Annotated in this window: 18 protein-coding genes; 9 read left to right on the top strand and 9 right to left on the bottom strand. The window is 68.2% G+C overall.

Annotated elements, in window-relative coordinates:
• The first annotated feature begins 35 nt into the window (after positions 1–35).
• Entirely contained in the window at positions 36–2,279 is a 2,244-nt protein-coding gene (gene parC / locus DFO63_RS11810; protein ID WP_119007017.1) for a DNA topoisomerase IV subunit A, read from the top strand.
• Between the two features lie 400 nt (positions 2,280–2,679).
• On the opposite strand, the gene bfr is transcribed toward parC, so the two are convergent.
• Positions 2,680–3,168 (bottom strand): bacterioferritin, encoded by a 489-nt coding sequence (gene bfr / locus DFO63_RS11815; protein WP_005408763.1) that lies wholly within the window; start codon positions 3,166–3,168, stop codon positions 2,680–2,682.
• Between the two features lie 124 nt (positions 3,169–3,292).
• Here bfr and DFO63_RS11820 point away from each other — a divergent pair, with 124 nt between their 5' ends.
• Positions 3,293–5,620, top strand: coding sequence for a penicillin acylase family protein (locus DFO63_RS11820; protein WP_119007018.1), 2,328 nt, complete (start codon positions 3,293–3,295; stop codon positions 5,618–5,620).
• A gap of 82 nt (positions 5,621–5,702) precedes the next feature.
• On the opposite strand, the gene DFO63_RS11825 is transcribed toward DFO63_RS11820, so the two are convergent.
• Together DFO63_RS11825 and asnB are read right to left on the bottom strand one after the other, a co-directional pair.
• Entirely contained in the window at positions 5,703–7,091 is a 1,389-nt protein-coding gene (locus tag DFO63_RS11825) for a cation:proton antiporter (RefSeq protein WP_119007019.1), read from the bottom strand.
• A 101-nt stretch (positions 7,092–7,192) separates the two neighbouring features.
• A complete protein-coding gene (asnB, locus tag DFO63_RS11830) occupies positions 7,193–8,884 on the bottom strand; it encodes an asparagine synthase B (protein ID WP_119007020.1) in 1,692 nt (563 codons plus the stop codon).
• Between the two features lie 339 nt (positions 8,885–9,223).
• On the opposite strand from asnB, the gene DFO63_RS11835 reads away from it, so the two are divergent.
• A complete protein-coding gene (locus DFO63_RS11835; RefSeq protein ID WP_119007021.1) occupies positions 9,224–10,102 on the top strand; it encodes an SEL1-like repeat protein in 879 nt (292 codons plus the stop codon).
• A 66-nt stretch (positions 10,103–10,168) separates the two neighbouring features.
• On the opposite strand, the gene dapE is transcribed toward DFO63_RS11835, so the two are convergent.
• From dapE to map, 6 genes are read right to left on the bottom strand one after another with little or no spacing between them, the layout of a single operon-like run.
• On the bottom strand, positions 10,169–11,305 hold the full coding sequence (gene dapE, locus DFO63_RS11840; RefSeq protein ID WP_119007022.1) for a succinyl-diaminopimelate desuccinylase: 1,137 nt from the start codon (positions 11,303–11,305) through the stop codon (positions 10,169–10,171).
• The gene (locus tag DFO63_RS11845) at positions 11,302–11,673 is read right to left on the bottom strand and encodes an arsenate reductase (protein WP_182474420.1); all 372 of its coding nucleotides are present in this window, start codon (positions 11,671–11,673) and stop codon (positions 11,302–11,304) included. The genes dapE and DFO63_RS11845 overlap by 4 nt, the downstream gene beginning before the upstream one ends.
• A 31-nt stretch (positions 11,674–11,704) precedes the next feature.
• Positions 11,705–12,571 carry a hypothetical protein gene (locus DFO63_RS11850; RefSeq protein ID WP_049446226.1) on the bottom strand — a complete coding sequence of 289 codons (867 nt, stop codon included), beginning with the start codon at positions 12,569–12,571 and terminating at the stop codon, positions 11,705–11,707.
• A gap of 2 nt (positions 12,572–12,573) precedes the next feature.
• Positions 12,574–13,653, bottom strand: a complete 1,080-nt coding sequence (gene dapD / locus DFO63_RS11855) for a 2,3,4,5-tetrahydropyridine-2,6-dicarboxylate N-succinyltransferase (protein WP_014036517.1) — start codon at positions 13,651–13,653, stop codon at positions 12,574–12,576.
• On the bottom strand, positions 13,653–16,280 hold the full coding sequence (locus DFO63_RS11860) for a [protein-PII] uridylyltransferase (RefSeq protein ID WP_119007023.1): 2,628 nt from the start codon (positions 16,278–16,280) through the stop codon (positions 13,653–13,655). Before DFO63_RS11860 ends, dapD begins: the two co-directional genes overlap by 1 nt.
• Positions 16,281–16,282: 2 nt before the next feature.
• Positions 16,283–17,125: a type I methionyl aminopeptidase gene (map, locus tag DFO63_RS11865; RefSeq protein ID WP_014036515.1), complete on the bottom strand. Its 843-nt coding sequence runs from the start codon at positions 17,123–17,125 to the stop codon at positions 16,283–16,285.
• 173 nt (positions 17,126–17,298) lie between these two features.
• Between map and DFO63_RS11870 the strand changes: the two genes are divergently transcribed.
• The 6 genes from DFO63_RS11870 (at position 17,299) to DFO63_RS11895 (ending at position 23,097) form a co-directional block, all read left to right on the top strand.
• On the top strand, positions 17,299–17,829 hold the full coding sequence (locus DFO63_RS11870) for a spore coat U domain-containing protein (RefSeq protein WP_049446232.1): 531 nt from the start codon (positions 17,299–17,301) through the stop codon (positions 17,827–17,829).
• Positions 17,829–18,578 carry a molecular chaperone gene (locus tag DFO63_RS11875; protein WP_049446234.1) on the top strand — a complete coding sequence of 250 codons (750 nt, stop codon included), beginning with the start codon at positions 17,829–17,831 and terminating at the stop codon, positions 18,576–18,578. Before DFO63_RS11870 ends, DFO63_RS11875 begins: the two co-directional genes overlap by 1 nt.
• A 7-nt stretch (positions 18,579–18,585) precedes the next feature.
• Positions 18,586–20,952, top strand: a complete 2,367-nt coding sequence (locus tag DFO63_RS11880; protein ID WP_119007024.1) for a fimbria/pilus outer membrane usher protein — start codon at positions 18,586–18,588, stop codon at positions 20,950–20,952.
• Positions 20,949–21,986, top strand: coding sequence for a spore coat U domain-containing protein (locus tag DFO63_RS11885; RefSeq protein WP_049446239.1), 1,038 nt, complete (start codon positions 20,949–20,951; stop codon positions 21,984–21,986). The genes DFO63_RS11880 and DFO63_RS11885 overlap by 4 nt, the downstream gene beginning before the upstream one ends.
• A gap of 197 nt (positions 21,987–22,183) precedes the next feature.
• Complete coding sequence (locus DFO63_RS11890) at positions 22,184–22,402, top strand: hypothetical protein (RefSeq protein WP_119007025.1); 219 nt, start codon at positions 22,184–22,186, stop codon at positions 22,400–22,402.
• Positions 22,402–23,097: a pilus assembly protein gene (locus DFO63_RS11895; RefSeq protein ID WP_101765190.1), complete on the top strand. Its 696-nt coding sequence runs from the start codon at positions 22,402–22,404 to the stop codon at positions 23,095–23,097. Before DFO63_RS11890 ends, DFO63_RS11895 begins: the two co-directional genes overlap by 1 nt.
• The last annotated feature ends 122 nt before the right edge of the window (positions 23,098–23,219 follow it).

The raw sequence follows: 23,219 nt of genomic DNA on the forward strand, positions 1-23,219 counted from the left end.
CGTCGCCGCCTCCCGACAACAGGTAACAACGCCGCATGACCGAACTTGCCCGCCCCGTGTTCCACGGATTCGAACAACTGCCGCTGCGCGAGTACGCCGAACGCGCCTACCTCGACTACTCGATGTATGTGGTCCTGGACCGCGCCCTGCCGTTCATCGGCGACGGCCTGAAGCCGGTGCAGCGCCGCATCATCTATTCGATGAGCGAGCTGGGCCTGAACGCCGCGTCCAAGCCGAAGAAGTCCGCGCGCACCGTCGGTGACGTCATCGGTAAGTACCACCCGCACGGCGACAGCGCGTGCTACGAGGCGCTGGTGCTGATGGCCCAGCCGTTCTCGTACCGCTACCCGCTGATCGAGGGCCAGGGCAACTTCGGCTCCAGCGACGACCCGAAGTCGTTCGCGGCGATGCGTTACACCGAATCCAAGCTGACCCCGATCGCCGAAGTGCTGCTGGGCGAGCTGGGCCAGGGCACCACCGACTGGGCACCGAACTTCGACGGCACCCTGCAGGAGCCGACCTGGATGCCGGCGCGGCTGCCGCACCTGCTGCTGAACGGCACCACCGGCATCGCCGTGGGCATGGCCACCGACGTGCCGCCGCACAATCTCAACGAGATCGTCAGCGCGCTGCTGCACCTGCTGGACAACCCCGATGCCAGCGTGCGCGACCTGTGCGAGCACGTGCAGGGCCCGGACTACCCGTCCAGCGCCGAGATCATCACCTCGGCCAACGACCTGCGGAACATCTACGAGACCGGCAACGGCAGCGTGCGCGCACGTGCGACCTTCACCAAGGAAGCGCACAACATCGTGGTCACCGCGCTGCCGTTCCAGGTGTCGCCGTCGAAGGTGATCGAGCAGATCGCCGCGCAGATGCGCGCCAAGAAGCTGCCGTGGCTGGAGGACATCCGCGATGAGTCCGACCATGCCAACCCGGTGCGCGTGGTGCTGGTGCCGCGTTCCAACCGCGTCGACGCCGACCAGCTGATGGGCCACCTGTTCGCGACCACGGACATGGAGCGCAGCTACCGCGTCAACCTCAACGTGATCGGGCTGGACGGCCGTCCGCAGGTGAAGAACCTGAAGATGCTGCTCAGCGAATGGCTGACCTTCCGCAGCAACACGGTCACCCGCCGCCTGCAGCACCGCCTGCAGAAGGTCGAGCGCCGCCTGCATCTGTTGGAAGGCCTGCTGGTCGCCTTCCTCAACCTGGACGAGGTGATCCACATCATCCGTACCGAGGACGAACCGAAGGCGGCGCTGATCGCGCGCTTCGGCCTGTCCGACGACCAGGCCGAGTACATCCTGGAAACCAAGCTGAAGCAGCTGGCCCGCCTGGAAGAGATGAAGATCCGTGGCGAGCAGGACGAGCTGGCCAAGGAGCGCGAAAAGATCATCGGCATCCTCGACAGCAAGGCCAAGCTGAAGAAGCTGATCCGCGACGAACTGACCGCCGACGCCAAGAAGTTCGGCGACGCCCGCCGCTCGCCGCTGGTGCAGCGCCAGGCGGCACAGGCCATCGACGAGACCGAGCTGGTGCCGAGCGAGCCGATGACCGTGGTGCTGTCGGAGAAGGGCTGGATCCGTGCGGCCAAGGGCCACGACGTCGATGCGTCCGCCCTGTCCTACCGCGACGGCGACGCCCTGCAGGGCGCGGTACGTGCGCGCAGCACGCAGCAGGTGGCGTTCCTCGACAGCGAGGGCCGCGCCTACTCGACGCCGGTGCATACCCTGCCTTCCGCGCGTGGCAACGGTGAACCGCTGACCGGCCGCTTCTCGCCGGCACCGGGCACCAGCTTCGTGACTCTGGCCAGCGCCGAGCCAGACACCCGCTTCGTGCTGGCCTCCACCCACGGCTACGGCTTCGTCACCCGCTTCGAAAACCTGATCGGCCGCAACAAGGCCGGCAAGGCGATGCTGAACCTGTCGGCCGGTTCATCGGTGCTGACCCCGTCGGTGGTCGCCAACGTCACCACCGATCGCATCGTGGCGGTGACCAGCTCCGGCAACCTGCTGGCGATCGCCGCCAACGACCTGCCGGAACTGGACAAGGGCAAGGGCAACAAGATCATCGAGATCCCGAAGGCCAAGCTCGCCACCGAACGCGTGGTCGCCGTGGTTGCAATCAGCCCCGGCCAGACCCTGCAGGTACGCAGTGGCCAGCGCACCATGGGCCTGAAGTTCAACGAACTGGAAGCGTACCTCGGCGCCCGCGCCACCCGCGGCCACCTGTTGCCGCGCGGCTGGCAGAAGGTGGAAGGGTTGTCGGTGGAGTGAGGGGTGAGGGGTCGGATCCCTTTCCAGGAGAAAGGGCTCTGACCCCGGGAAACCGCTCCTGGTAGGTGTCAACCTTGGTTGACACGCCTTGCCCCGGTAGACGCCAACCCCGGTTGGCGTTTTCCATCCCAATGGGGTCAGAGCCGTTTTCGTTGAAAACGGATCCGACCCCGGACACGAAAAAGCCGGGGCATTCCCCGGCTTTTTCGTTGTCGGCTGGCGGGCGGTAGAGCAGCTGGCGGGCGAAGGCTGGCTGGCGATGCTCTGGTGCTGGCTGGCGACAGAACGCTGTGCTTCTTCTGGTAGAGCCGACCGCTGGTCGGCTGCTTTTTGCAGAGCAGCCGACCAGCGGTCGGCTCTACCGGGTAGTCGCCGGGCATGACCCGGCGCCATCTGCGGCTCAGTGCGCCGGAGCGCCGTTGCCGTCGATCTTGCTCAGCTGGTACAGCTCCAGGCCGATGCGCTTGATCAGGCCCAGCTGCTGCTCCAGCCACCAGGCGTGGTCTTCCTCGGTGTCCTTCAGCTGCGCCAGCAGGATGTCGCGGCTCACGTAGTCGCCCTTCTCCTCGCACAGCTTCATGCCGGCAGCGAGATTGTTCCGAACGGCGTATTCAGTATCGAGGTCCTTCTGCAGCATCTCCTCCACGGTCTTGCCCGGCTCGGTGGCATGCGGGCGCATGTCCGGGTCGCCGCCCAGGAACAGGATCCGGCGCAGCAGCGCATCGGCGTGCTGGGTTTCCTCTTCCATCTCGTGGTTCAGGCGTTCATACAGCGCGAACAGGCCCTGGTCCTCGTAGCGGCGGGAATGGATGAAGTACTGGTCGCGGGCAGCAAGCTCGCCGCGCAGCAGTTCCTTCAGGCAGGCGATGACGTCCGGGTTGCCTTTCATGGGGGGGCTCCTGTGAATCGATGTGACATAGGGTGCCGCATTTCAAAATACGGTGATCTAATCGGAATCAGTCGCAGTTGCGCCTGCGGCTACAATCAGCCCACGAGTTCGGAAAGGACGTGCGATGCGACGTACATGGCGTTGGGTGCTGGGCGTGTTGATCGCCATCATGCTGGTCACCGCCCTGGTGCTGTGGCTGCTGCTGCGCGGCAGCCTGGCCGACCTGGATGGCGAGCATACGCTGCCGGGCCTGGCCAAGCCGGTCACGATCGAGCGCGATGCGCTGGGCGTGGTCACCATTACCGCCAGCAGTCAGGCCGACGCGATGCGTGCGCTCGGCCGCGTGCATGCGCAGGAACGTTTTTTCGAGATGGACCTGATGCGCCGCAGTGCCGCTGGCGAGCTGTCGGCGCTGTTCGGGCCGAAGGCCATCGATGCTGACAAGCGGATGCGCGTGCATCGGCTGCGCGCGCGCACCGAGGCGAACATGCAGGCTGCGCTGGGCGACAACATCGAAGCCGTGAGCGCCTATATCGGTGGGGTCAATGAGGGCTTGGCCGATCTCTCCGTGCGCCCGTGGGCCTACCTGCTGCTGCGGCAGTCACCGCAACCGTGGCAGGCCAGCGACAGCGTGCTGACCGGGCTGGCCATGTACGCCGACCTGCAGGACCCGGACAACCAGACCGAGCTTGCGCTCAGCCGCATCCGCGCGGTGGTGCCGCCGGCGCTGTACGCACTGATCGCCCACGACGGCACCGAATGGGATGCACCGCTGTTCGGCGAACCCACCGGCAACGCCGCCCTGCCCGATGCCAGCCAGCTGGACCTGCGCACGTTGAAGGGAAAAACGGGCACCGAGCAGGAAGAGGCCGACGTCATCGGCAGCAACAACTTCGCGGTGGCCGGTGCACTCACCGCCGACGGCCGCGCGATCGTCGCCGACGACATGCACCTGGGCCTGCGTGCACCCGGCCTGTGGTTCCGCGTGCGCCTGCGCTACCCCGACCCGCAGGCCGCCGGCGGCCAGGTCGATGTCACCGGCTTCTCGCTGCCCGGCCTGCCGGCAGTGATCGTCGGCAGCAACGGGCACGTCGCCTGGGGCTTCACCAACAGCTACATCGACACGGCGGACTACCGCACGGAACCGGCCAACGCCGCGGTGACCGTGCACGAAGAACGCATCGCCGTGGCCGGCCAGGCCGACGTGCTGTTCCCGGTACGCGAAACCGCCTGGGGGCCGATCCTGCATACCCATGCCGATGGCAGTGGCGATGCGCTGCGCTGGGTCGCACACCTGCCCGGCGCCGTGCGCCTGGACTTCGCTGATCTGGCCCGCGCCGGTGACCTGGACGGTGCACTGCACTTCGCCGACCGTGCCGGCATCCCCGCGCAGAACCTGGTGGTCGGTGATCGCAGCGGGCGCATCGCCTGGCGCCTGATCGGCGCCCGCCCGGACCGTGGCCCTGGCTGTGCACCGGCCGGCTTCAATGCCGCCAGCAACCAGGACTGCGCGCCGTGGCCGATCCGCAGCGATGCCTCGCCGGCATTGATCGATCCCCCCAACCATCGCCTGTGGACCGCCAATGGACGCGTCCTCGACGGCGAGGCACTGGCCAGCGTCGGCAACGGCGGCTATGACCTCGGTGCCCGGGCGCGGCAGATCCGCGACCTGCTGGCGATCCAGGAGCGCTTCGACGAGCACGACCTGCTGGCTATCCAGCTCGACGACCGCGCCGTGTTCCTGCAGCGCTGGTGGGCTCTGCTGCACGACGTCATCGAACGCAGTGACGACCCTGCGCTGAAGCGTTTGAAGGAGGTCAGCCATCAATGGGGCGGGCGCGCCTCGGCCAGTTCAGTGAGCTACCGGGTGGTGCGTGAATTCCGCACCCAGGTGATGGAGACCCTATCCGATGCACTGCTTGCCCCGGCCAACGCGCAGCTGGGCGATGCCTATCTGGATCCGCGCCTGGCACAGCTGGAAGGCGTGGCCTGGCCGATGCTGCAGCAGCGTCCGGCCAACCTGCTGCCACCGGCCTTCGACAGCTGGGATGCGCTGCTGATCGACGCCGCGCGCCGTACCGAGCGTGAGCTGGCCAAGCAGGGGCCGTTGGCCAAGCGCAGCTGGGGCGAACGCAATACCGCGGCGATCTGCCATCCCATCGCGCGGGCACTGCCGGACATCGCCAAGCGCTGGCTGTGCATGCCGGCCGACCGCCTGCCCGGCGACCGGGACATGCCGCGCGTGCAGACGCCGAACTTCGGCGCCTCCGAGCGCATGGTGGTCTCGCCCGGCCACGAGGCCGACGGCATCGTGCACATGCCCGGCGGCCAGAGCGGCCACCCGCTGTCACCGTACTGGGGCGCCGGCCACGAGGACTGGGTGCATGGGCGCCCGACGCCGTTCCTGCCCGGCAAGGCGCAGCACACGATGACGCTGGTGCCGGCCCGGTAGTGCCGGCCGCTGGCCGGCAACCTCATGATGCTGGACACACTTGCCTGGATGCCGGCCAGCGGCCGGCACTACCGTCCAGCACTCAGACCCTGCGCCGCTCGATCAGGTTCAGCAGCGGCCCGGTCATCGCCGTGGTCACCAGCGCCATGATCACCAGCACCGGAAACAGGCGGTCGCCGAGCAGGCCCAGCTCGTAACCCAGGTTGAGCACGATCAGCTCCATCAGGCCGCGGGTGTTCATCAACGCGCCCAGCCGCCACGCTTCGCGCGTGGGCATGCCGGCACTGCGCGCGGCACTGAAGGTGCCCAGCAGCTTGCCTGTCGTGGCCACCGCGATCACCAGCACGCACAACACGATGTCGCTGGCCTGCAGCGCATCGGCGCGCATGCGCAGCCCGGTCATGGCGAAGAACAAAGGCAGCAGCAGGGTGACCGCGAACGGCTCGACACGGGCCATCAGCAGGTCACGCAACTGCGCATTGGACGATACCGCGACGCCCGCAGCGAACGCCCCGAACAGCGCGTGGATGCCCAGCATCTCGGTGACCAGCGCACTGCCCAGCGACAACAGCAGGATGCCGAGCAGCCAGCGCCCCTCACGGCCCGGCGCAACCTGCTGGCGCGCGAACCACGGCTTCACCAGCCCCAGCATCAGCGCCACGAACGCGACCACGCACAACAGGTTGAGGCTGGCCGGCAACCAGCCGCTGGCCTGGGCGGCGGCCACGATCAGTGCCAGCAGGCACCACGCGGTGGCATCGCCCAAGGCAGCGCAGGCGATCGCGGTCTGCCCCAGTGGCGTCTGTATGATCCCGCGATCGGCCAGGATGCGCAGCAGCACGGGGAAGGCCGTGATGCTCATCGAGATACCCACGAAAAGTGCGAATGCGGTGAAGCCCACACCCTGTGGTCCGTGCTGCGGATACAACCAGATCGCCAACGCGACGCCGAGCACGAACGGCACTGCAATGCCGGCATGGCTGACCGTGAAGGCGAAACGCCGGCGGCCACGCAACGCCGCCAGGTCCAGCTCGGCACCGGCCACCAGCAGGAACATCAGCACGCCCAACTGGCTGAGCATGCCCAGCGGACCCAGCGAACTGGCCGGGAACAGGATGCCGTGCAGCTGTGGCAACAGGCTGCCGAGCACCAGCGGCCCCATCATCAGGCCGGCGGCCATCTCGCCGATCACCGCCGGTTGCCCGAAGCGCTTGAGCAGCGCACCCGCGCCCTTGGCCACCAGCAGCAGCACCAGCAGCTGCAGCAGGAACAGGCCCAGCGGAGACGCCAGATGCTGTGTCCAGCTGCCTTCGGCCGCAGCCGTGGCACGGGCAACCGCCTCGGGCGCCGCCGGCCCGGCATACCGCGCCAGCAGCACGCCAGCCAGCAACGGCACCCCGGCCCAGGCCAGGTAGCGCCATCCCCACTTGATCGGCGGCGCCCGGCCCCCGGTCTGTACGTCCATGAACATTCCCCAATGTGCAGGGGGGCGATGATACAAAAAGGGGACGGAGGGGATTAAGTCGTATGTGGCACAAACGACTTAATCCCCTCCGTCCCCTTTTTGGGGGGTTAGGCCAGGGCCTGCGTGTGCACGCCGGCGATCGCGCGACCCGACGGATCTGCAGCTGCGGCGAAGCTGGCGTCCCAGGCAATGGCCGCCGGCGACGAACAGGCGATCGACTTGCCGCCCGGCACGGTCTCGGCAGCCGCACGGCTCGGGAAGAACTGCTCGAACAGGTGGCGGTAGTAGTACGCCTCCTTGGTCTGCGGCGGGTTGTGCGGGAAGCGCTTGTCGGCCGCTGCCAGTACGCGGTCGCTCACCTGTGCTTCGGCATGTGCCTTCAGCCCATCGATCCAGCCGTAGCCAACACCATCACTGAACTGTTCCTTCTGCCGCCACAGGATGCTGTCCGGCAGGTAGCCGTCGAATGCCTCGCGCAGCACCGCCTTCTCGATGCGACGGCCACCAAAACCGGCACCGACCATCTTGTGCGCGGCATCGAAGCGCATCGCCACATCGAGGAACTCACGGTCGAGGAACGGCACGCGCGGCTCCACGCCCCAGGCCATCATCGACTTGTTGGCGCGCAGGCAGTCGTAGTTGTGCAGGGCGTCGAGCTTGCGTACCAGCTCGTCGTGGAATTCACGCGCATCCGGTGCCTTGTGGAAGTACAGGTAGCCACCGAAGATCTCGTCACTGCCCTCGCCGGACAGCACCATCTTCACCCCCATCGCCTTGATCCGCCGCGCCAGCAGGAACATCGGCGTCGATGCGCGGATGGTGGTGACGTCGTAGGTCTCGATGTGGCGGATCACTTCCGGCAGCGCATCGAGGCCTTCCTCGAAGGTGTACTCGAAGCCGTGATGCACGGTGCCCAGCGCTTCAGCGGCGATCGCAGCGGCGGCCAGATCGGGCGAGCCCTTCAAGCCGATCGCGAACGAGTGCAGGCGCGGCCACCAGGCTTCGGTCTGCCCCCCATCCTCGATGCGGCGACGTGCATAGCGTGCGGCCACCGCTGCCACCAGCGACGAGTCCAGGCCACCGGACAGCAGCACGCCGTACGGCACGTCGCTCATCAGCTGGCGCTCCACCGCATGCTCGAACGCCTGGCGCAGTTCGGCCAGATCGGCCTGCCGGCCCTGCACGTCGGCGTAGTCGCGCCACGGTTGCTGGTAGTAGCGCACCAGCTCACCACTGGCACTGTCGAAGTAGTGCCCCGGCGGGAACTGCGCGACGTCGGCACAGGTATCGACCAGTGCCTTCATTTCCGAGGCCACGCGCAGGCGCCCCTGGGCATCGTGGCCCCAGTACAGCGGCACCACGCCGACCGGGTCACGCGCCACCAGCACGCGCCCGCTGTCGCGGTCCCACAGCGCGAAGGCGAAGATGCCGTTGAGCTGTTCCAGCCACTGCGCCGGCGCGCCACCCTGGCGGTACAGCGCGTTGATCACCTCGCAGTCCGAGCCGGTCTGGAAGTCGTAGGCGGTGGTCAGTGCCGCCTTCAATGCCTGGTGGTTGTAGATCTCGCCGTTCACCGCCAGCGCCAGCTGGCCATCGGCCGACAGCAGCGGCTGCGAACCACCGGCCGGGTCGACGATGGCCAGCCGCTCGTGAACCAGCAGCGCACCTTCGTCGAGGTATACGCCGCTCCAGTCCGGGCCACGGTGGCGCTGGCGCTGCGACAGTTCCAGCGCATGGCGGCGCAGGGCTGGAAGATCGTCACCGGCCTGCAGGCCGAAGATTCCGAAGATCGAACACATGGGAGAGCTCCTGTTGGGGGATTTCACGGGTGGGAAGGTGTTCGACCGGCCATCCAGGCCCGGGTGGGGCTGCGCCCGGGCACAAAAAAACCCGCATCGGCTGATGCGGGTTTTCTGGTGTCCGGGCGTGTGTTGCTGTCTATCTACCCAGGGCGCAGTCCCGCATCGGCCGCGCACGATTATTCGCGCGCAGATTATTGCGGTTGTTGTTATTGACGGCGGTGGCCAGGCGGATCGACATGGCATCGACCCTACCCCGGTTTCCGGCACGGCGCAACCGTTGCGTTGGCAACCACTCCACGGCGCGCATAATGGCCCGCCGTGAAACGTGTAATGGAAATGCAACACCGCACTGGACGCAACGCGGCGCTGGCCGCCCTGCTCTGCCTGGGCCTGGCCGCCTGCCAGACCCTGCCCCCGCCGTCGCCCCTGCCGCCGGCTCAGCTGCAGGGCCTGGAACAACGCGGAACCGACGGCAGCTTCGAGGGTGCCTTTGATACCGCGCAAACCTTCGAGCGCTTCAACGATCCGCGCGCCATCGCCTACTACGAGCGTGCCGCAGCGGCCACACCCTGGACCTTCCACAACACCAGGGCGGAAGAAGCACTGGGCCGGATCTGGATCTCCGGCACGCTGCGGTATGCCGACAGCCCCCACATCAACCCGGCTCCGGTGCTGCGCGCGTCCTGGCGACGCGGTGAACGCTGGTCTCTGGCTGCCGCCAACCACGGCAATCCGTATGCGTTCTTTGACCTGGCCAAGGCCTATCGCGAGCGCGGTGATGCCCAGCGAGCACTGCGCTGGGACCTGCGCGCGATGGTCTACCAGCGCTATGCGTCGTCATCGTCGGGACTGCCCGGCGCGGTAGCGGCCACAGGCGATACCGTGCATCCGCTGGTGGCGAGGATCCAACGCCGTGCCGCTGCGGGTGACGCCGGCGCACAGGTCGATCTGGGCGCGCTGCTGGAAAAAGGCGTAGGCCTGCCACGCGATCCCGCGCGCGCGCTGCAGCTGTACCAGCGCGCCGGCGAGCAGGGCAATGTGTTCGGCCAGTACTTCGCCGGACTGCTGCTGGGCCGCGGTGCGCCGGGCGTGGAGAAGGACACCGACGCAGCGACGCACTGGTTCGCCAGGGCCGAAGCGCAGCACTTCTACATGGCCGCGCCGAGTTACTGGAAAAAAGCGGTCGAGCCGCCGTTCTTCATTTTTTCGGAGTAGAGAAGCGGCCCCGGCGGGAGGCGTGCCGACCAACGGTCGGCACCCACCCTCGCGGAATTCATTCCGTCATGGGGTTCCCACCAGCAGCCGTTCCACCAGCCGCTGGTACAGCCCCGGCAATGCCTCCAGATCGTCCACGCGCACGTTCTCGTCCACCTGGTGGATGCTGGCGTTGACCGGCCCCACTTCGATGCACTGCGCGCCCAATGGCGCGATGAAGCGGGCATCGGACGTGCCGCCGCCGGTGCTTTCCTCCGGTGCACGGCCAATGTGCTCGGCCAGCACCGCACGCGCGGTAGCGCGCAGCGTGCCTTCCGGGGTGTAGAACGGCTCGCCGCTGCGATGCCACTTCAGCGTGTACTGCAGGCCATGCCGATCCAGCAGCGCGGTGATCTCCGCTTCCAGCTTCGGTGCATCCCAGTGCGGGTTGTAGCGGATGTTGAAATCCACTTCGAGCTCGCCGGGAATCACATTGTTGGCACCGGTACCGGCATGGATGTTGGAGATCTGCAGGCTGGTCGGCGGGAAGCTCTCGTAGCCGTCATCCCAGCGCCGTGCACTCAGCTCTGCCAGGGCCGGCGCCGCCTGGTGGATCGGGTTGCGTGCCTTCTCCGGATACGCCACATGGCCCTGCACGCCCTGCACGCGCAGCTTGGCCGACAGGCTGCCGCGACGACCCACGCGCAGCAGGTCACCCAGCGTCGCGGTCGACGACGGCTCGCCGGTGATGCACCAGTCGATGCGCTGGCCGCGCTCGGCGAACAGCCGTGCGACGTGGCGCACGCCATCGATGGCATCGCCTTCCTCGTCGCTGGTCAACAGCACCGCCAGCGTGCCGGGGTGATCAGGATGTGCGGCGATGAACTGCTCGGCCGCCACCACGAACGCCGCCACGCTGCCTTTCATGTCGGCGGTGCCACGGCCGTACAGCACGCCGTCACGGATCTGCGGCGTGAACGGGTCGCTGGCCCAGGCCTCGCGCGGGCCCGTCGGCACCACGTCGGTGTGGCCCAGCAACACCAGAACCGGCGCGCCCTGTCCATGGGTCGCCCACAGATTGTCGACCTCGCCCAGCCGCAGATGGTCGCAGTGGAACCCGGCCTGCTTCAGCCGTGCCGCCAGCAGCGCCTGGCAGCCGGCGTCGTCCGGCGTCACCGAGGGCCGAGCGATCAGCTCGCAGGTCAGGTCGAGAACCGCGCTCACGCGCCACCCACGCCGAAGCGTGCTTTGAAGCCGTTGTCACTGAAGCCCTGGCTGACCGTACCGTCGGAGGTGACCACCACGGGGCGCTTGATCAGTTGCGGATACTCGCGCAGCAGCAGCTTCCATTCGGCCTCGGAGTCGGCGGCCTTGCGGTTGTCCGGCAGCTGCCGCCAGGTGGTGGAGGACTTGTTGACCATCGCGGCCAGGCCACCCAGCTGCGCCGCCCATGCCAGCAGCGTTTCCGGGCTGGGCTTGTTGTCGCGGTAGTCGACGAAGGTGTACGGCACGCCGAAGCGGTCCAGCCACTTGGTCGCCTTCTTGCAGGTATCGCAGTTCTTCAAACCGTAGACAGTGGTGCTCATGGCCATCTGTGATGCTGGAAAACAGAGGGCCAGAATCTCACAACAGGCGCTCGGACACGACCCGGAACGGTACCCTTGGCAGCCGGAAGGCCAGCCCCTCGTGCAGCGCCACGCCCATTGCCTGCAGGCGCGGGCAATGTGGTTCGCCCTCCAGCTGCAGCGGTTGCAGCTGTGCGATGTCCACCGGCAGAGCGATGCGGGTGCTGGCCCAGCGCTGGTCGCAGGTACGGGCGATGGCCTCGTCCTGGCAGGTCAGGAAACGCAGCAGGGCCTGATGGCTGCCGAAGGCCGCCGCCCACCCGGCATCGTCCCAGCCCGCAGCGGCCTGCCACTGCAGGTGCAACGCCGGGGCACTGCCCTGCCCGCCCTCGATCCGCGTGTGGCCACTGCCTTCGGCATCCAGCGCATGCGTGAAGTGCACCGACAGGTGCGGCTGCATGGCATCACTGAAAGCGCGCGCGCCGGCGACGAAGGCCAGCTGGTCCATCACGTTGCGATCGAACAGCACCACCGGCGCCCCATCCGGAGCGTCGTCGCGACGCAGGTACCAGCGCCAGTTGCTCTGCCTGGGAGACGGCATCAGCGAGCGCAGCGGCCCGGCCAGCGCGGGCCCGAAGTGCCCGTGCCGGTAGCTGAGGATGGTGTAGGGCGTGCGTCCGGCGTGGACCACGTAGTGATGGCCTGGTGGTGGCATCGGCGCGTGGCGCACGTCGACCCACCAGCTCACGTAGACCACGTCGCGTACATCGCTGACCAGCGCCGGCATCGGCCAGCGCCGCGACAGCGCGCGGCGCAGCCGGGTCCAGCGCGGGGCGTGCAGCAGGCGCGGCAGCATCCGCCCGAACAGGGTGTCGGACGGATGCTGGTAGATCGCGGACTGCGCCAGATCCTCCGGCGCCGTCATCCTCAGTCGGCCAGGCCGCGCAGCAGGTCGTTGACGCTGGTCTTGCTGCGGGTCTTGGCATCAACCTGCTTGACGATCACCGCGCAGTACAGCGAATGGGTACCGTCCTTGCTCGGCAGCGAGCCGGACACCACCACGCTGTACGGCGGGATGTAGCCGTAGGTGATCTCGCCGGTGGCGCGGTTGTAGATGCGGGTGCTCTGGCTGAGGAACACGCCCATGCCGATCACGCTGTGGTGGCCGACCACCACGCCTTCCACCACTTCCGAGCGCGCACCGATGAAGCAGTGGTCCTCGATGATGGTCGGGCTGGCCTGCAGCGGCTCCAGCACGCCGCCGATGCCGGCGCCGCCGGACAGGTGGCAGTGCTGGCCGATCTGCGCGCAGGAACCGACGGTGGCCCAGGTGTCGACCATGGTGCCTTCGCCGACGTAGGCGCCGATGTTGGTGAAGCTCGGCATCAGCACCACGTCCTTGCCGAAGTAGGTACCGCGGCGGGCGATCGCGCCCGGCACCACGCGCACGCCGCCACGGCGGAACTTCGCTTCGTCATAACCGGCGAAGCGCGATTCGACCTTGTCCCAGAACGGCGCCGGGCGCGCATCGACCACCGCCATGTCGTTGACGCGGAAGTACAGCAGCACTGCCTTCTTCAACCACTCGTTGACCTTCCAGCCACCCTGGCCGTCCGGCTCGGCGACACGGAATTCACCGGTTTCCAGGCCATCGATCACGCGGTTGACCAGCGGACGGGTGGAACCTTCCAGCTCGTGCAGGGTCAGCGTCGCACGGCGCTCGAAGGCGCTCTCGATGCCGAACTTCAGCTCTTCCACGCCCGGTGCCGACGGCTTGCGCAGCGACTTGCGGGCGATGGTCTCGGCGCGGACCGCTTCGGCGCTCTTGGCCGGCGCCGGCTTCTTCACAGCACGCTTCACCGCGGCCGTCTTCTTCGCCGGGGCCTTCACCGCAGCGGCCTTCTTCGGCGCAGGGGTCTTCTTCGCGGCCGGTGCGGCGGCAGCAGGTTTCCGGGCCGCTGCGCTCTTGGGGGTCGCGGCGGTCTTCTTGGCGGGCTTGGTGGCCATCAGGCGGGGTCTCCGGCGTTTCGATCAGGGTCCAGGCAGGCCAGCATCGCGTCATGCAGCTGCTGCCGGGCAGGTTCAGTCAGGGGGAGGTCGTGTTCGTCACTGATCACGAAGGTGTCTTCGGCGCGTTCGCCGAACGTTGCAATGCGCGCATCATGCACGCGCAGGCCCTGGTTGCGCAGCACGAACGCCACATCGGCCAGCAGGCCGGGACGGTCGGGGGCGACCAGGGCAAAACGGGTTGCGCCTGGCTCATCGCGGAACTCGATGCGCGGGGCGAAGCGGAAGTGCCGCAGCTGCCGCGGCACGACCCGGCGCGACGGCCGCAGCCGCGACAGGTCACCGCTGAGTGCCTCGCGCAGGGCCGCCTCCAGGTTGGCGCTGCTGCCATCGGCAAAGGTGTCGGCCGGGTTCACTTCGAAGGTATCGAAGATGGTGTCGGCCGGACCGTCCAGCACGCGTGCGCGGTGGATGCCGTAGCCCTTGCGGTCCAGGGTCATCACGATCGCGGCAAACAGGCCGTCGCGGTCGGGCGAGTGCACGAACACTTCCAGCGCCGGGTCGTCGACGCTGATCCGGCGAACCTTCACCAGCGCCTGGCCCTGCTTCACCGGCACCAGCGCGGCAGCCTGCCAGGCCAGCTGCTCCGGGCGCAGGCGGATGAAGCCCTCATCGGGCATCACCGCGAACTGGCGGTCGATGGTGGCATCGTCGTAGCCCTGCTCGCGCACCAGTGCGCGCACGCTGTCACGTGCCTCGGCCACGCGCTCGGCGGCCGGTACCGGGTGCTCCAGCCCCTCGCGCAGCGCGCGCCGGGTAGCGAAGTACAGGTCGGCCAGCAGGCGATCCTTCCAGGCATTCCACAGTTTCGGGCTGGTGCCGGCGATGTCGGCACAGGTCAGCAGGTACAGGTAGTCCAGGCGGTCGCGACTGCCGACCAGGGTGGCGAAGCGGTGGATCACCACCGGATCGGCGATGTCCTGCTTCTGCGCGGTCACCGACATGCGCAGGTGCTGTTCGACCAGCCATGCCACCAGCTCGGTATCAGTGCCACTGAGCGCATGCGCCTGGCAGAACGCACGCGCGTCCACCGCACCCAGCTCCGAGTGGTCGCCGCCACGGCCCTTGGCGATGTCATGGAACAGGCCGGCCAGCAGCAGCAGTTCCGGCTTGCGCAGGCGCGGCCAGACTTCATGCGCGATCGAGAAGCGCTCGTCGGCGCGGCTGCTGGCGAACTGGCCGACGTTGCGCAGGACCATCAGCGTGTGCTGGTCGACCGTATAGACATGGAACAGGTCGAACTGCATGCGCCCGCTGACCTGGGCGAACGCGGGAATCCACTGGCCAAGCACGCCCAGCCGCGCCATGCGCGAAAGCGTATCGACCGGACGCTGGCCGCGCAGCAGGGCCAGGAACTGCTCGCGTGCATCGGAGTCGGCCTGGTCATAGGCCGGCAGCAGCGGCAGCGACTCGGCCAGTGCACGCGCGGTCAGCGAGTGCAGTCCGCGCACCTGCGGGTTGTTGGCCCAGCTGGAAAACAGTGCGAACACCTGGCCGATGTCGCCGCGCGGCCAGTCGGCCTCGTTGGCGGCCAGGTAGCCACGGCGCAGGGAAAAGCCCACGGTCAGCGGTTCCGGCTGGGCCTCGCCATCGAATTGTTCCTCGAAGCGCTGCAGCAGGCGGTCGCTGATCCGGCGCACCACCAGCGCGGCGCGGTAGAAGCCCTGCATCATTTTTTCGACACCGAGATTCTCGGCATCGTCTTCGAAGCCCAGTCGCGCGGCCAGAGTCTTCTGGTAATCGAAACGCAGGCGCTCTTCCGGACGGCGCGCGACCAGGTGCAGGCCGAAGCGCAACCGCGCCAGCACGGCACGTTCGCGCTTCAACGCCGCGGCTTCGTCAGCGCCCAGATGGCCGAGCCCGACCAGGGCCTCCAGGTCGCGCACGCCGAAGGCACGCAACGCCATCCAGCCCAGCGTGTTGAGATCGCGCAGGCCGCCGGGGCCATCCTTCAGGTCCGGCTCCAGGTTGTCGGCGGTATCGCCGAAGCGCTGGTGGCGGTTGCGCAGCTCTTCCAGCTTGGCCAGGAAAAAGCTGCGTGCCGGCCACAGCTCGCGGTCGTCGATGGCCTCGCGCAGCGCGCGGCGCGCGGCATCATCGGCCAGGATCGGACGCGCCTCGATCAGCGCGGTCAGCACGGTCTGGTCAGCTGCCGCCTCGCGGCACTGCGATGCCGAACGCACCGCATGGCTGACGGCCAATCCGCAGTCCCACAGCAGCGCGAACAGGCGCGCCAATGCCGCTTCGTGCGCCAGCTGTGCCGGCGGATCGCCGAACACCAGCAGGTCGATGTCCGAGCGCGGGAACAGTTCACCGCGGCCATAGCCACCGACCGCGAACAGCGACAGGCCACTGTCGGCCGGCAGGCAGCGCTGCCAGGCCAGGCGGATCAGATGGTCGGCAGCGCGCGCGCGCAGCGCCAGCAGGCGCTCGATGTTGTCGCCCTGGTCGAAGCGGCGGTACAGGCGCGCGTCGGCCTGCTGCAGCGCCTGGCGCGCGGCAGCAGCCCAATCCGGGTCGTTGAGCGACGCGGCCGGCGTGTCCAGCAGCGAACTCGCCGGCAGCATCTTCAGGAGACCTGCGACTCGCCTGGCGACAGGGTCAGCACGTCCACGCCGGTCTCGGTGACCGCGATCATGTGCTCCCACTGCGCCGACAGCTTGCGGTCCTTGGTCACCACGGTCCAGCCGTCCGGCAGCACCTTGTTGTAGCGGGTGCCCTCGTTGATCATCGGCTCGATGGTGAAGGTCATGCCCGGCTGCAGCACCAGGCCCTGGCCCGGGCGGCCGTAATGCACCACCTGCGGCTCGTCGTGGTAGACCTTGCCGATGCCGTGGCCGCAGTACTCGCGCACCACGCTGAAACGCTCGCCTTCGGCATAGCTCTGGATGGCGTGGCCGATGTCGCCCAGGGTGGCGCCCGGACGCACCGCACGGATGCCGCGCCACATGGCTTCGTAAGTGGTTTCCACCAGGCGACGGGCCATCACCGACGGGGTGCCGACGAAGTACATGCGGCTGGTGTCGCCGTGCCAGCCGTCCTTGATGACGGTGACGTCGATATTGATGATGTCGCCATCCTTGAGCACCTTCCCTTCGCTGGGAATGCCGTGGCAGATGACATTGTTGACCGAGGTGCACACGGTCTTCGGGAAGCCGCGGTAGCCGACGTTGGCCGGAATGGCGCCCTGCACGTTCACGATATGGTCGTGGCAGATGCGGTCCAGTTCCTCGGTGGTGACACCGGGCTTGACGTGGGGGGTGACGATGTCGAGCACTTCGCTGGCCAGGCGGCCGGCGATGCGCATCATCTCGATTTCCTGCGGGGTTTTCAGATTCACGCTCATGGCACCCATTATCGCCGATCCGGCCGCAATCTGAACGAACGCCACCCAACTGGCGATCCGGGCCATGCGCGGTTCCGGCAAGGAAAGTGAAAGCGTGATGCCCTCCACTCTTTCGCCTGCCTATTTATCACGGATTACAGACACTTACGCCTCCTAAGCTGGACCCACTGTCGTCAAAGCGGCGCCGAACGTGCCGTCTTCGCCTTGTTCAACAGACCTTCGGGTCAGGGAGGTTGTCCATGCGATCCCCAGTTCGATCCCCGCTGACATGGGTCGTGGCCGGGCTCCTGCTGTCCAGCCCGGCGTTGGCCGCCGACACCACCACCTTCAACGTCACGCTGGTGGTCACCAAGGCCTGCACCATCACGGCGGCGGCCGCCACCAACGTCGACTTCGGCACCGCCGCCTCGACCACCGCCACGCCCACCCTGGGCCAGGGCACGGTGACCGCGCAGTGCTCGGCACTGACGCCCTACACCATCTCGCTGAATGCGGGCGCCAATGCCAGCACGGCCAATGACGTCACCACCCGGCGGATGAAGAACACCAATGCTGCGGTGACCGCCAACAACTACGTCGGCTACCAGCTCTACCAGGACGCCGCCCATACCCTGGTCTGGGGCGCCACGTCCGGTACCAATACCCAGGCCGGCATCGGCACCGGCCTGGCCGTGCCCTACATCGTCTACGGCCAGATCCTGAACCTGAGCACCAACAACCCGGCTACCGGTAACTACCTGGATACGGTTACCGCCACGATCACCTATTGATGGAGCACGCCTGCATGGCCGGACCCCGCCCGTGGCGCGCCACCGGCGTGGCGCTGCTCGCCCTGTACCTGCTGGCCGCCGCCACCGCAGGCGCCACCAGCCTGCAGGTCGCCCCGACCAGCCTGCAGCTGGAAGCCCGCCAGCGTGCCGGCGAGTTGTGGCTGACCAACAGCGGCACCTCGCCGGTGAAGCTGCAGGTGCGCGTGTTCCGCTGGGTGCAGCAGGACGGCCAGGAACAGCTGCTGCCCACCGATGAAGTGATGGCCACGCCGCCGATGCAGGAACTGGCTGCCGGCCAGCAGCAGCTGGTGCGGGTGATGCGTCCGGACCGGGAACCGCCGCCGGCACAGCGGTACTACCGCCTGATCGTCGACGAGGTGCCCGATCTGGCCACGCGCGCCGGCGGCATGCAGTTCGTGCTGCGCTATTCGATCCCGGTGTTCGTGCAGCCCTCGTCCGGCACGCTGGCACCGCGGCTGCAGGCCCGCCTGGTCCAGTTGGCGGACGGCCGCAACGGCGTGGAGGTGGCCAACTCGGGCGACGGCTACGCGCAGATCGCCGATCTCGCGCTGGGCAGCGCCACGCGCCCGCGCATCGTCCATCCCGGGCTGCTGGGCTATGTGCTGCCCGGCCAGGTGATGCGCTGGCCGATCGAACGCACGGCAATCGACCGCGACAACGACCAGATCACGGCCAAGCTCAATGGCGAGTCGGAACAGACGCCACTGTCGCCCCCACCGGCTCGCTGAGGCGTTGATGGGCGCGCTGTTGGCTGCCCTGGCTCCCGCGGCGACCGAGGCCGCCGATGTGTCCGGCGCGGCGGCTGATGTATCCGGCGTGTCGGCAGATGCCATCCTGCCGCCACCGACCCCGCTGACCGCCAGCCAGGCGCTGTACCTGGATGTGTCGCTCAACAGCACGCCGCGCGGCCTGCTGCCGTTCACCGAGAACCGCGGCCGGCTGCAGGCCAGCCCCGACGTGCTGCGCCAGCTGGGCTTCAATGCCAGCGGCGACGCACCGGTCTACCTGGACCAGATCAGCGGCGCGGTGGTGCGCTACGACGCACACATGCAGACGCTGGCGCTGGACGTCCCGCTGGACCAGCTGACCCTGCCCACCACCGTGCTCAGCCGCCCGCAGACGCGCGCGCCCACCGGCAACGCCTCGCCGGGCGTGTTGCTCAACTACGACGTCTACGGCAGCCGGGTGGACACGCTCGGCAACCTCAGCCTGAGTTCGGAACTGCGGGTGTTCGGCATCGGCAACGGCACCTTCGAGAACACCGCCATCAGCCGCCGCTACCAGCAGCCCGGCGACCGCCGTTGGCGCGGCGAGAGCGTGCGCCTGGACACACGCTGGAGCCTGGATTTCCCGGACAGTGCAACCACGCTGGAGGTCGGTGACTTCTACAGCGGCTTCGTCGACTGGACCCGCCCGGTTCGCCTGGGCGGCCTGCAGATCGGCCGCAACTACGGGCTGCAGCCCTACCGCGTGCTCACGCCCACGCCGAGCTTTCTCGGCCAGGCCGTGGTGCCGTCCACGGTCGAGCTTTACGTCGATGGCCTGCGCCAGTACAGCGGCCAGGTGCCGGTCGGACCCTTCCAGCTGGCGGCGCAGCCCGGCATCAGCGGCACCGGCAATGCGCAGGTGGTGGTGACCGATGCGTTCGGCCGCATGCAGACGCTGGATTTCAGTTTCTACGGCACCCAGCAGCTGCTGGCCAAGGGCCTGTCGGACTGGTCGGTCGGCGTCGGCCAGCTGCGCAGGGATTTCGGCGAACGTTCCTTCGCCTATGACGATCGCACGGTGGCCAGTGCCAGCTGGCGCGGCGGTGTCACCGACACGTTCACCGGCGAAGCGCATGCCGAAGGCGGCGGTGGCCTGGCCCAGGCCGGCATCGGTGGCTGGTGGCTGCTCGGCGCTGCCGGCGTGTTCAATGCCGCCTATGCACACAGTGATTACCACGGCCTGCAGGGCGGGCAATGGGCGCTGGGCTACAGCTGGAACAACCGTCGCTTCAACGTCAATCTGCGCAGCGTACGCAGCCACGGCGACTACCGCGACCTGGGCGCGCTGCAGGGCAACCTGCCACCGAGCATCAGCGAGCAGGCCACGCTCGGCCTGGACCTGCTGCGGCTGGGCACGCTCAGCGCCAGCTATCTGCGCCTGCGCTACCCCGGCGGCGACGACAACCGCTACGCGAGCCTGTTCTGGTCGCGTACGTGGAGCCAGCGCTGGTCGGCCTACCTGTCGCTGAACCAGAACCTGGACCGCAGCGACGACCGCAGCATCTACCTGTCGGTGACCGCCAGCCTGGGCAACAACCGCCAGGCCAGCCTTTCGAGCCAGCGCAACGGCGACAGCCAGAGCTGGGTGGCGGACGTGACCCAGCCGGTGCCGGGCGATGGCAGCGCCGGCGGCGTCGGCTGGCGCGCGCAGCTGCGCCACGGCGAGGACGGCAACGGCGGCCTGGCCGAGGTCGGCATCCTCAACGATGTCGGCCGCTATTCGTTCGGCGCCTCGCGCCAGGGTGGACTCAACTATGCCTACGCCAGCGCCAGCGGCAGCCTGGTGTGGATGGGCGGGCACGCCTTCGCCACGCGCGAGGTCTCCGATGCGTTCGCGGTGATCAGCACCAATGGGGTCGGCGGCGTCCCGGTGCGGCTGGAGAACCGCCTGATCGGCGTCACCGATGATCGCGGCCTGCTGCTGGTCAGTCCGTTGCTGTCCTGGCAGCGCAACCGGGTCTCGATCGACACCCTGGACCTGCCCGAAGACATGCGCGCCGACCGCATCGAGGACTGGGTGACCCCGCGCCAGCGCGCCGGCACCCGCGTGACCTTCCAGCTGCGCTCGCGGCCGTCACTGAGCCTGACCCTGCTGGCGATGGACGGCCAGCCTCTGGAGGTGGGCAGCGAGGTGCAGCTGCCTGACGGTCGCCAGGCCACGGTCGGCTACGACGGCCTGCTCTATCTGGAAGATGTCGCCGCCGGCAGCGTGCTGTACGTCACCACCAGCCATGGTCCCTGCCGGGTGAAGGTGCCGGACCTGCCCAAGGTGGTGGCGTCCGGCGCCCGGCCGAAGCCGGCACCGCAGCAGTGCATCCCGGAGGTCGCGCCATGAGGGTACTGCTGCTCGTCCTGCTGCTGTGGGCCGGCCTGCTGGCAGCGGCGCCTGCCAGTGCCACCGCGGTCTGCACGGCGGTCGCCAATCCGACCCTGCCGTTCGGCAACATCAACAGCAATGCACCCGGCCCGAGCACGGCCAACCTCAACATCACGGTGACCTGCACCACCGCTGCGCTGAGCCTGCTGGCCACCACCGGCGTGCGCGTCTGCGTGGGCATCGGCGCAGGCAGTGGCGGCGGCAGCAGTTCCACGTTCCGCACGATGGCCACCTCCACCAGCGACACGATGAATTTCCAGCTGTACAACAACGCCAGCTTCGGCCAGGTCACTGGCCTGGCTCCGCACGGCACGCCCCCGGCGCAGGAACTGACCATGAGCTACAACGTGCCGCTGCTGACCGGCGGCAGCGGCGCACAGACGGTGCAGCTGTTCGGGCAGATCCCGGCCAACCAGGTCCTGGCCTCCGGCGCGTACAGCAGCACCTTCAGCGGTGCCAGCGTGGTGCTGACCTGGGCCTGGAACGAAGTCCTGCTCGGCACCGCCACCATTCCCGCCACCTGCAACGGCGGCGCCACCGGCACCAACAGCGCAAGTGCGGCCTTCAGCTTCACCGCCACCGCCAATGTGCTGCCGCAATGCGGCAGCTACGTCACCACCAACATGAACTTCGGCAACGTCACCGGTGGCATCCCGGCCAACATCGACCAGACCGCAACCCTGACCCTGACCTGCCTGAAGAACACCGCCTTCCAGGTCGGTCTCAACAACGGCCAGAACAATCCCACCGCCACTACCACCCGGCGCATGGCCACCACCATCGGCGGCAGCACCTACTACCTCACCTACGAGCTCTACCGGGACGCGGCACGGAGCCAGCGCTGGGGCAACACGTTGACCGTCGATACGGCCAGCAGCACCGGCACCGGCAGCGCGCAGCAGCTGACCATCTATGGCCGGGTACCGCCGGTCACCGGCCAGCCTCCGGCCGGCACCTACAACGACCTGGTGCAGGTGACGATCACTTATTGACCTGCGTGCCGACCAACGGTTGGCACCCACCGGGGGCGATCCGCGTGCCGACCAACGGTCGGCACCCACCGGTGGATGCGGGCATACGGATGCCGGGCAAGCGCGACGCTACAGTTCCGGCGCATCCCGCCGATACCGCGCAGCGAGTCTTTCAGTACGGTGGATGGCAGGTGGTTCGTGCATTTCTGATCGGGGCGATGCTGGTCGCCAGCCTGCCGGCATGGGCCGAACCCAGCACCAGCACCCTGCAGATCCGGCTGACCGTGGTCGAATCCTGCAGCGACGATGGCGGTGGCGTCCGCTGCCCGGCGCCGCACCAGCGCAGTGACGCGCCCCAGGTGCCGCCCCAGGTCCGCGAGCTCGCGCCACCGGCAACGGACGTGAACGCAACACCCTCCGTGACCCTCATCTACTGATGCGCGCGCTGCTGACCCTGCTGGCACTACTGCTGGCCCTGCCCGCCGCGGCGCTGGAGCTGTTGCCGACCACCCTGCAGCTGCCGGCCCAGGGCGGCCGCGCCGAGCTGTGGCTGCACAACCCCGGGCCCGGCCGCTGGCAGGGCCAGGTGCAGGTGCTGGCCTGGGATCAGCAGCTGGATGCCGAACGGCTGCAGCCAAGCGACCGGATCCGGGTCAGCCCGGCGCGCCTGGACCTCGCCCCCGGCAGTACCCAGCGCGTCTGGCTGCTGCCAGCCGAGCCGGCGGCGGTCGGTGAACAGGCCTATCGGATCGTATTGGCGCCGTCGCTGGCAGGGCTGCCGCGCTATTCCCTGCCACTGTTCCGCGGCCCAGCGGCAACACCGTTGCATGCCCGCCTGCAGGGCCGCGTCGAGGCCCAGGCGTCGCAGCCCGCACTGCGACTCAGCAATACCGGTACCCTGCACGGCCGCCTGCACGATCTGCGCTTCATCACGGCGGACGGCCAGTCAACGCTGCTGACGGCTGGCCTGGCCGGCTACATCCTGGCGGGCCATGAACGCCGCTGGCCCCTGCCTGCCCGCGCCGATGGCTATGCTGGAGGCCGCTTCCAGGCACGCCTGCAGGACGGCCGCGAGGTCGATCTGGCCACTGCTGACCCTGCAATTGCAGCAAGCGCCCCCAGCGGGCTATAATCGACCGGATTCCTGCCGCCAGCGTGCGCGGGAACCCGTCCACACCGGACGTCACCGGTGAATCCACACCTGCTGCCCCCATCCGTGCCGGGGTGCTCCGCAAGGAGTTCGGCCACGGAGGC

Source organism: Stenotrophomonas sp. AG209 (genome assembly GCF_003550055.1).
Taxonomy (GTDB): Bacteria; Pseudomonadota; Gammaproteobacteria; order Xanthomonadales; family Xanthomonadaceae; genus Stenotrophomonas.

Excerpts from the sequence above, each read along its gene's own strand:
- DFO63_RS11835 (WP_119007021.1), top strand. The coding sequence starts at position 9,224 with ATGCAACACCGCACTGGACGCAACGCGGCGCTGGCCGCCCTGCTCTGC.
- DFO63_RS11890 (WP_119007025.1), top strand. The coding sequence starts at position 22,184 with ATGCTGGTCGCCAGCCTGCCGGCATGGGCCGAACCCAGCACCAGCACC.
- parC (WP_119007017.1), top strand. The coding sequence starts at position 36 with ATGACCGAACTTGCCCGCCCCGTGTTCCACGGATTCGAACAACTGCCG.
- DFO63_RS11845 (WP_182474420.1), bottom strand. The coding sequence starts at position 11,673 with ATGGCCATGAGCACCACTGTCTACGGTTTGAAGAACTGCGATACCTGC.
- DFO63_RS11825 (WP_119007019.1), bottom strand. The coding sequence starts at position 7,091 with ATGTTCATGGACGTACAGACCGGGGGCCGGGCGCCGCCGATCAAGTGG.
- DFO63_RS11875 (WP_049446234.1), top strand. The coding sequence starts at position 17,829 with ATGGAGCACGCCTGCATGGCCGGACCCCGCCCGTGGCGCGCCACCGGC.
- asnB (WP_119007020.1), bottom strand. The coding sequence starts at position 8,884 with ATGTGTTCGATCTTCGGAATCTTCGGCCTGCAGGCCGGTGACGATCTT.
- DFO63_RS11860 (WP_119007023.1), bottom strand. The coding sequence starts at position 16,280 with ATGCTGCCGGCGAGTTCGCTGCTGGACACGCCGGCCGCGTCGCTCAAC.
- DFO63_RS11895 (WP_101765190.1), top strand. The coding sequence starts at position 22,402 with ATGCGCGCGCTGCTGACCCTGCTGGCACTACTGCTGGCCCTGCCCGCC.
- DFO63_RS11880 (WP_119007024.1), top strand. The coding sequence starts at position 18,586 with ATGGGCGCGCTGTTGGCTGCCCTGGCTCCCGCGGCGACCGAGGCCGCC.
- DFO63_RS11870 (WP_049446232.1), top strand. The coding sequence starts at position 17,299 with ATGCGATCCCCAGTTCGATCCCCGCTGACATGGGTCGTGGCCGGGCTC.
- DFO63_RS11850 (WP_049446226.1), bottom strand. The coding sequence starts at position 12,571 with ATGACGGCGCCGGAGGATCTGGCGCAGTCCGCGATCTACCAGCATCCG.
- DFO63_RS11885 (WP_049446239.1), top strand. The coding sequence starts at position 20,949 with ATGAGGGTACTGCTGCTCGTCCTGCTGCTGTGGGCCGGCCTGCTGGCA.
- bfr (WP_005408763.1), bottom strand. The coding sequence starts at position 3,168 with ATGAAAGGCAACCCGGACGTCATCGCCTGCCTGAAGGAACTGCTGCGC.
- map (WP_014036515.1), bottom strand. The coding sequence starts at position 17,125 with ATGGCCCGGATCGCCAGTTGGGTGGCGTTCGTTCAGATTGCGGCCGGA.
- DFO63_RS11820 (WP_119007018.1), top strand. The coding sequence starts at position 3,293 with ATGCGACGTACATGGCGTTGGGTGCTGGGCGTGTTGATCGCCATCATG.
- dapD (WP_014036517.1), bottom strand. The coding sequence starts at position 13,653 with ATGGCCACCAAGCCCGCCAAGAAGACCGCCGCGACCCCCAAGAGCGCA.